Source organism: Yimella sp. RIT 621, assembly GCF_004146205.1.
Taxonomy (GTDB): Bacteria; Actinomycetota; Actinomycetes; order Actinomycetales; family Dermatophilaceae; genus Yimella; species Yimella lutea.
The window spans coordinates 45,650-51,649 of record NZ_SEIP01000017.1 but is presented as its reverse complement, the minus strand read 5'-3'; the positions used below and the strand labels follow the sequence as shown (position 1 = coordinate 51,649).

The window sequence follows — 6,000 nt, the reverse complement described above, 5'->3', positions numbered from 1 at the left end:
GTTAGCGGAGTGCCGCGATCGAGACCGGATGAGGAACGTCCGAGACGAACAGCCCCGCCGGTGACCGGCGGGGCTGTTCGGTGAAGCGGATGGGTCAGTCGTGCTGCCCCGGGTGCTTGGGCAACTGGACGCCTTGACCGAAGCCGTCGGGAGTCTGCTGCGGCGGCAGCGTCGGGTGAGCCTGGGTCGAGCCACCGTCACCGCCGGTGATCGCCCGTGGATTCTGCGCGGCGGGCTGCTGGTTCTCCGCGGCCGCCTGGTCCTTGGCTGCCTGACGGTCGGCACGGCGCTCTGAGCGACGCTTGGCGTCCTCCTCCATGATGTCGCCGGCGACGGACTGACGGGCGACGGCTTCGGCCTCGGCGACGGCCTTGGCGACAGCCGGGTCGCGGCTGAGGTCAAACCATTCCTCGACCTCGTCCTCGTCCACCTTGGGGACGTCCTCGTAGGACGGCATCTCGTAGCGGAAGGTGCCGTCGTCGCTCTGCTGTCCGAAGGACTTCGCGAAGCCCTGCAACGCCGAACCGAAGTCGCTCGGCACGACCCACACCTTGCTCGCCTCGCCCTTGGCCATCTCCGGGATCTGTCGCAGGTACTCGTACGCCAGCAGTTCGGGCGTCGGCTTGGCCGCACGGATCGCGGCGAACGTCTTCTCGATGGACTTGGCCTCACCCTGGGCCCGCAGGTACAGCGCGGCACGGTCACCCTGGGCGCGCAGGATGCGCGACTGACGGTCACCCTCGGCGGCGAGGATGGAGGCCTGCTTGGCACCTTCTGCGGCGAGGATCTGGCTCTGCTTGTCACCCTCGGCCGACTTGATCGCCGACTCGCGGTGACCCTCGGCGGCCAGGATGGTTGCACGCTTCTCGCGATCCGCCTTCATCTGCTTCTCCATCGATTCCTGGATGGAGGGCGGCGGGAAGATGGACTTCAACTCGACACGGGCGACGCGCAGACCCCAGCGGGACGTGGCCTCGTCCAGGACGCCACGCAGCTGGGTGTTGATGACCTCACGGGAGGTGAGCGTCTCCTCCAGCGTCATGCCACCGACGACATTACGCAAAGTGGTGGTGGCCAACTGCTCCACGCCGACGATGTAGTTGTTGATCTCGTAGACCGCAGAGCGGGGGTCGGTCACCTGGAAGTAGACGACCGTGTCGATGTTGACCGTCAGGTTGTCCTCGGTGATCACCGGCTGCGGGGGGAAGCTCACCACCCGTTCGCGCAGGTCGACCTTAGCGCGGATCCGGTCGACGAACGGCATGAGGAACAGCAGCTGCCCCGACACCGTCTTGGTGTATCGGCCGAGTCGCTCAACGACGGCTGCTTCCGCCTGCGGCACCACGGCCACCGACTTGACCACGATGATGACCGCCAGGATGGCGATGATCGCCGCGATGATGAGTAATGGTTCCATTCAGTTCTCCCCGAAATTGTCGCTGTCAACGACGGCAACAGCACCGTCGATCCGATCCACGACGAGCTTCTCGCCGGGTTCGAAGGTCATGTCCGGTCGAGCCGGACGAGCTGTCCAGATGTCGCCGCCGATCCGCACCAGGCCGCCGTCCTCGGTGACCTGTTCGACCACTTCTGCGCGTGCGCCGAGCAGGGCGTCGGTGTTCATCGCGTGCATCGGTCCGGACAGGAAGTGTCGCTTGAGGGGCGGACGGACCAGCAGCAGCAGGGAGATCGAGACGACTGCGAACACCACGGCACTGACCCAGGTGTCGGCGCCGGCCGCGGAGGTGCCGGCTGCTGCGAGAGCGCCACCGCCGAGCATGAGCAGGACGAACTCGCCGCCGAGGACCTCGAGCCCGATCAGGGCGAGTCCGGCGACGATCCAGAAGAGTGTCGTCCAGTCCATGTGCCCTACTTCCTCGACTTCGTGCTCAGCGTCCCTCGAACACCGGTGGCTTCTTCGCGATGAACGCGTCCACGGCCGATCGGTGATCGGCCGTGCCCCCGGTGAGTTTCATCAACTCGGCTTCCTTGGCCAACGATTCGGACAGCTCATGAGTTGCCGCGAATCCGACCGCGCGCCGGACGGATCCGTACGCGATCGTTGGTCCGGATGCTAACCGCTGAGCCAATTCGGCGACGGCGGAATCGAATTCATCGTCGGGGACGACCGTGGTCGCCAACCCGAGTTCGAGAGCCTCGTCGGCCTTGACGGTGCGCGGGAAGAACAGCAGCTCCTTCGCTTTGGCGATACCGACCAGACGCTGCAGCGTCCACGAGGACCCGGAGTCGCAGGATAGAGCGATACCGGTGAACGCCAGATTGAAACCAGCGCTCGCGCGCAGCACGCGTAGGTCGGCGGCGAAGGCGAAGGCAGCGCCTGCGCCGGCAGCAACACCGTTGACCGCGGCGATCACCGGTTTGTTCATGGTTGACAGCAACTCGACGATCGGGTTGTAGTGCTCCTCCACGGTGGTGTCGAGTGCGTCCGAACCGAGCTTGAGCAGCCCCAGGTGTTCTTTGAGGTCCTGGCCGACACAGAAGGCGCGGCCGGTGCCGGTGAGCACGACGACTCGCACGCTCTGGTCCTCAGCAGCCGCCTGCAACGACGACAGCAGCAAATCCTTGGTCGGGATGTCCAGCGCGCACATCTCGTTCGGGCGGTTGATCCGAACGGTCGCGACACCGCCGTCCCGCTCCACGACGACAGGGGCCTCGGTCATGGACGTTCTCCTTGGTTGGTCAGGCCACGGACGGGCTTTCAGGCCCGGCCGAGTGCGGTGCGGATACAGGACTCAACGTACGCCGACGCTCCCGGCCGCAGCCGGGCGGCCACGTCGCGGAAGCGCTCGGACGCAACGGTGCCCGGCCATGCGTCGGGTAGAACCTCGGGTGGCAGACCGGGGTCACGGAACAGGAACTTGCGCCACTCGTGAACTGCGAGCGTCCTTGTCAGATAACGCTCTTCGTCGCTCGCATCGTCGGGGAAACCCTGCACCAGTTCGGTCAGCCAGCGGTCGTACTGTCGGTGCGCGTCGGCGATCTGCTCCAGGTCCCACATCGACGACGCGAACTGCCGCGGGTCACCGGACAACTCTGAGTGGAACTCGCGATAGCCGGGCCCGAGGGTGCCTGCGAGGTCGTCGCTCGCACGGGGAGCGATCCAGGTGTCGACGGCCAGCCTGGCGTAGCCCAGGTACTCCATCGAGGCCCGGACGCGGGCTCGAGCCGACCTGTCGCCGCTGTGTTCGACGACGACGATGTGCCACCGACCGTCCCACTCGGGCGTGTGGTCGGCGTAGATCCGTTGTCCGGCGGTGGCCAGGCGCTGCGCGGCCCGTGGGGTCATCGCGTAGCCGCGCGCGCCGTCCCGGGTCTGGGCGGTGAGCCAGCCTTCGCGGGCCATGCGCGAGATCGCGGTGCGGGTCGCCGCCGGGGCGATGTCGATGACGCCGGTGAGCTGCACGAGTGCCGCGACGGGGGCCCACTTCGTGCTCGACAGCAGGTGGTCGCCGTAGATGTCGAAGACGGCGGACCTGGCGAGCATGGCCACATGCTGCCACGGTCTGTCGAGGCGTGGGATGGGCGCCGTTGCGACAGACCGGGGCCGGTCGGGGGATCGTTGCAATTCGTTGACCACCGAATTTCCTCCCTGCGCCCGCACTGGGGGATAATGGTCGGCGTAAAGGGTGCGTCACCGAGTCATCGGCAAGACAAAAACGAACTGTGTGGATGCCGACGCGCCCGTCACGAAAGCCACACGGCGGAAGGGGAAGCACCCATGGCGGCGATGAAGCCGAGGACTGGCGACGGCCCGCTCGAAGTCACCAAGGAAGGCCGGAGCATCCTGCTGCGCATGCCGCTGGAAGGCGGTGGCCGACTCGTGGTCGAGATGAACGCCGAAGAGGCGCAGGCGCTGGGCGACGCCATCAAGGGTTGCATCGGCTGATCACCCGGTACAGATGACGGAAAGTCCCGTGGATCAACTGATCCACGGGACTTTCGTGCTGTTCCGGACGGTCAGCGCTTGATCGCGACCAGCAGTCCGTCGCCGACGGGCAGCATCGTGGTCGCGAGATCTGAGTCGTCGCGCAACTGCTTGCCGAGGTCGCGCAGCGTACGGGTGACCTCGTCGCGAGCGGTCGGGTCGGCGACCTGGTCGTGCCAGAGCATGTTGTCGATCGCGAGCACCCCGCCTGGATGCAACAGGCGCAGCGCTTGCTCGACGTACTGGGGGTACTCGGTCTTCTCGCCGTCGACGAGCACCAGGTCGTAGCCACCGTCGGTGAGCCGGGGCAGGACCGACAGCGCACTGCCGACGATCGTGCGGGTGCGTTGTGGTGGGTAGCCCGCCTCGGCGAACGCCTGCTTGGCGGCGTGCTGATGCTCGCTGGAGATGTCGATGGTGGTCAGGATGCCGTCGGACGGCATGCCGGTCAGCAGCCACAGGCCGCTCACGCCGGCACCGGTGCCGATCTCGACGACAGACCGGGCCTGGCAGGACGCGGCAAGCATGCGCAGGGCCGCTCCCGTGCCGGTGCCGACGGGGACGCATCCGAGCTCGTCGCCACGGGATCGCGCGCGCTCGATGTGCTCCGGTTCGACCGTGAACTCCTCGGCGTAGGTCCAGGTACCGGGTCGCATGGATGTCATGGCTGACAAATCTACTTGGCGCGCCCGACAGTGCGAAAATGGATGCGGAATCGACCAGGGGAAACAAACAGGCGAGACCGATCGTTGAACCGAATGACGCTCACGGGCGTCCAGTCGGTGGGATCGACAGCAGCTGTACCGCGGTCACACAGCTGACACACAGCCGGGTGGGTGAGGCTGGAGCCGCGCAACGACTGGATGAACTGGGGGACAACGACATGACCGCGACGCCCGATAGGACGACGTTGAAGCGAACCAAGACAGTGGTGCCCGACCAGGCCCCGGCAGGCTGGCAGCCGCCGACCTGGGAGGAGATCGTCGCCGAGCACTCCACGCGGGTCTACCGGTTGGCCTACCGCCTGACGGGCAATGTCCACGACGCCGAAGACCTCACGCACGATGTCTTCGTCCGGGTGTTCCGCTCCCTGGGCTCATACCGTCCCGGCACCTTCGAGGGCTGGCTGCACCGCATCACCACCAACGTCTTCCTGGACAAGATGCGCCGCAAGCAGCGCATCCGGTTCGACGCCTTGTCCGACGACGCCGCCGCCCGGCTGGTCAGCCGCACCGGCAGCCCGGAGCAGTTGTACGCCGACGCACACTTCGACGACGACATCCAGCGTGCGCTCGATGCACTGTCGCCCGACTTCCGCGCCGCGGTCGTGCTCTGCGACATCGAGGGTCTGTCCTACGAAGAAGTCGCCGCGACGCTGGACGTCAAGCTGGGCACCGTCCGATCCCGCATTCACCGCGGCCGCGCCCAACTGCGTGCCGCCCTGGCGCACCGCGACCCCGCGGTTCGCCCGGTCGAACCGGTCGTTCCGGCTCGTACCTGTCTCGGTCTGGGGCGGCCCGTGGAGGTCGGCGGATGATCTGTCCCGAGCACGACGTGCTCGTCGATTACGTCGACGCAGTCCTCGACGCCAAGACGGCAACCGTCCTTGAGCGGCACCTGGTCGCGTGCCAGTGCTGTCGGTCGAAGGTGGCTGCCGAGCGGGATCTCATCGGTCGGATGCGCGGGGTTCCGGCCAACGCGCCTCGCGGCGACTCCGACTTCATGGCCGGACTGCTCAGTCTGGGTGATCTGCCGACCCAGCCGATGCCGGCCCGACGATCCTCGTCGAAGTCGCCGGCGACGATTCCCTGCCACGCGCCCGCTCAGTACGTCTCCGCGCGCAAGCCGATCGGTATCGCGGCGCTGGCCGTCGTCGGTTGCATCAGCGCGGCCGTCGTCGCCATTCATGCTCCGGTGCAGAGCGGCACGCCCGCTCGCATGCCGGTGATGCGCAGTCAGCCAGCCACGGGGCAGGCGCCGATGGCGCGGGTGATCGGTTTCGAGCAGAACGCTCCCGGCTCGCCGCGTCCGTAGTCCCCGCGGCGAGCGGGTCC

General features: G+C 67.1%; 8 protein-coding genes. 3 read left to right on the top strand and 5 right to left on the bottom strand.

The genetic code is table 11. From position 1 onward, the window contains the following. Positions 1–94: 94 nt before the first annotated feature. The 4 genes from EU513_RS14260 to EU513_RS14245 are packed head-to-tail and all read right to left on the bottom strand — an operon-like array spanning position 95 to position 3,505. A complete protein-coding gene (locus tag EU513_RS14260; RefSeq protein ID WP_129627108.1) occupies positions 95–1,417 on the bottom strand; it encodes an SPFH domain-containing protein in 1,323 nt (440 codons plus the stop codon). Further along, complete coding sequence (locus EU513_RS14255) at positions 1,418–1,864, bottom strand: NfeD family protein (RefSeq protein WP_129627105.1); 447 nt, start codon at positions 1,862–1,864, stop codon at positions 1,418–1,420. 25 nt (positions 1,865–1,889) lie between these two features. Continuing rightward, a complete protein-coding gene (locus EU513_RS14250) occupies positions 1,890–2,681 on the bottom strand; it encodes an enoyl-CoA hydratase-related protein (protein WP_129627102.1) in 792 nt (263 codons plus the stop codon). Between the two features lie 38 nt (positions 2,682–2,719). After that, the gene (locus EU513_RS14245; RefSeq protein ID WP_129627099.1) at positions 2,720–3,505 is read right to left on the bottom strand and encodes a PaaX family transcriptional regulator C-terminal domain-containing protein; all 786 of its coding nucleotides are present in this window, start codon (positions 3,503–3,505) and stop codon (positions 2,720–2,722) included. Between the two features lie 234 nt (positions 3,506–3,739). On the opposite strand from EU513_RS14245, the gene EU513_RS14240 reads away from it, so the two are divergent. Further along, positions 3,740–3,907 (top strand): DUF3117 domain-containing protein, encoded by a 168-nt coding sequence (locus EU513_RS14240; RefSeq protein ID WP_115923734.1) that lies wholly within the window; start codon positions 3,740–3,742, stop codon positions 3,905–3,907. Positions 3,908–3,978: 71 nt separating this feature from the next. Here the strand turns inward: EU513_RS14240 and EU513_RS14235 are convergent, their stop codons facing one another. Continuing rightward, a complete protein-coding gene (locus tag EU513_RS14235) occupies positions 3,979–4,611 on the bottom strand; it encodes an O-methyltransferase (protein ID WP_129627096.1) in 633 nt (210 codons plus the stop codon). Between the two features lie 218 nt (positions 4,612–4,829). On the opposite strand from EU513_RS14235, the gene sigE reads away from it, so the two are divergent. Beyond that, positions 4,830–5,483, top strand: coding sequence for an RNA polymerase sigma factor SigE (gene sigE / locus EU513_RS14230; RefSeq protein ID WP_129627120.1), 654 nt, complete (start codon positions 4,830–4,832; stop codon positions 5,481–5,483). Beyond that, entirely contained in the window at positions 5,480–5,980 is a 501-nt protein-coding gene (locus EU513_RS14225) for an anti-sigma factor (protein WP_129627093.1), read from the top strand. Before sigE ends, EU513_RS14225 begins: the two co-directional genes overlap by 4 nt. Positions 5,981–6,000 lie beyond the last annotated feature (20 nt).

Bases quoted from the DNA above. Each gene is read 5' to 3' on its own strand.
- EU513_RS14260 (WP_129627108.1), bottom strand. From the start codon at position 1,417: ATGGAACCATTACTCATCATCGCGGCGATCATCGCCATCCTGGCGGTC.
- EU513_RS14255 (WP_129627105.1), bottom strand. From the start codon at position 1,864: ATGGACTGGACGACACTCTTCTGGATCGTCGCCGGACTCGCCCTGATC.
- EU513_RS14250 (WP_129627102.1), bottom strand. From the start codon at position 2,681: ATGACCGAGGCCCCTGTCGTCGTGGAGCGGGACGGCGGTGTCGCGACC.
- EU513_RS14245 (WP_129627099.1), bottom strand. From the start codon at position 3,505: ATGCTCGCCAGGTCCGCCGTCTTCGACATCTACGGCGACCACCTGCTG.
- EU513_RS14240 (WP_115923734.1), top strand. From the start codon at position 3,740: ATGGCGGCGATGAAGCCGAGGACTGGCGACGGCCCGCTCGAAGTCACC.
- EU513_RS14235 (WP_129627096.1), bottom strand. From the start codon at position 4,611: ATGACATCCATGCGACCCGGTACCTGGACCTACGCCGAGGAGTTCACG.
- sigE (WP_129627120.1), top strand. From the start codon at position 4,830: ATGACCGCGACGCCCGATAGGACGACGTTGAAGCGAACCAAGACAGTG.
- EU513_RS14225 (WP_129627093.1), top strand. From the start codon at position 5,480: ATGATCTGTCCCGAGCACGACGTGCTCGTCGATTACGTCGACGCAGTC.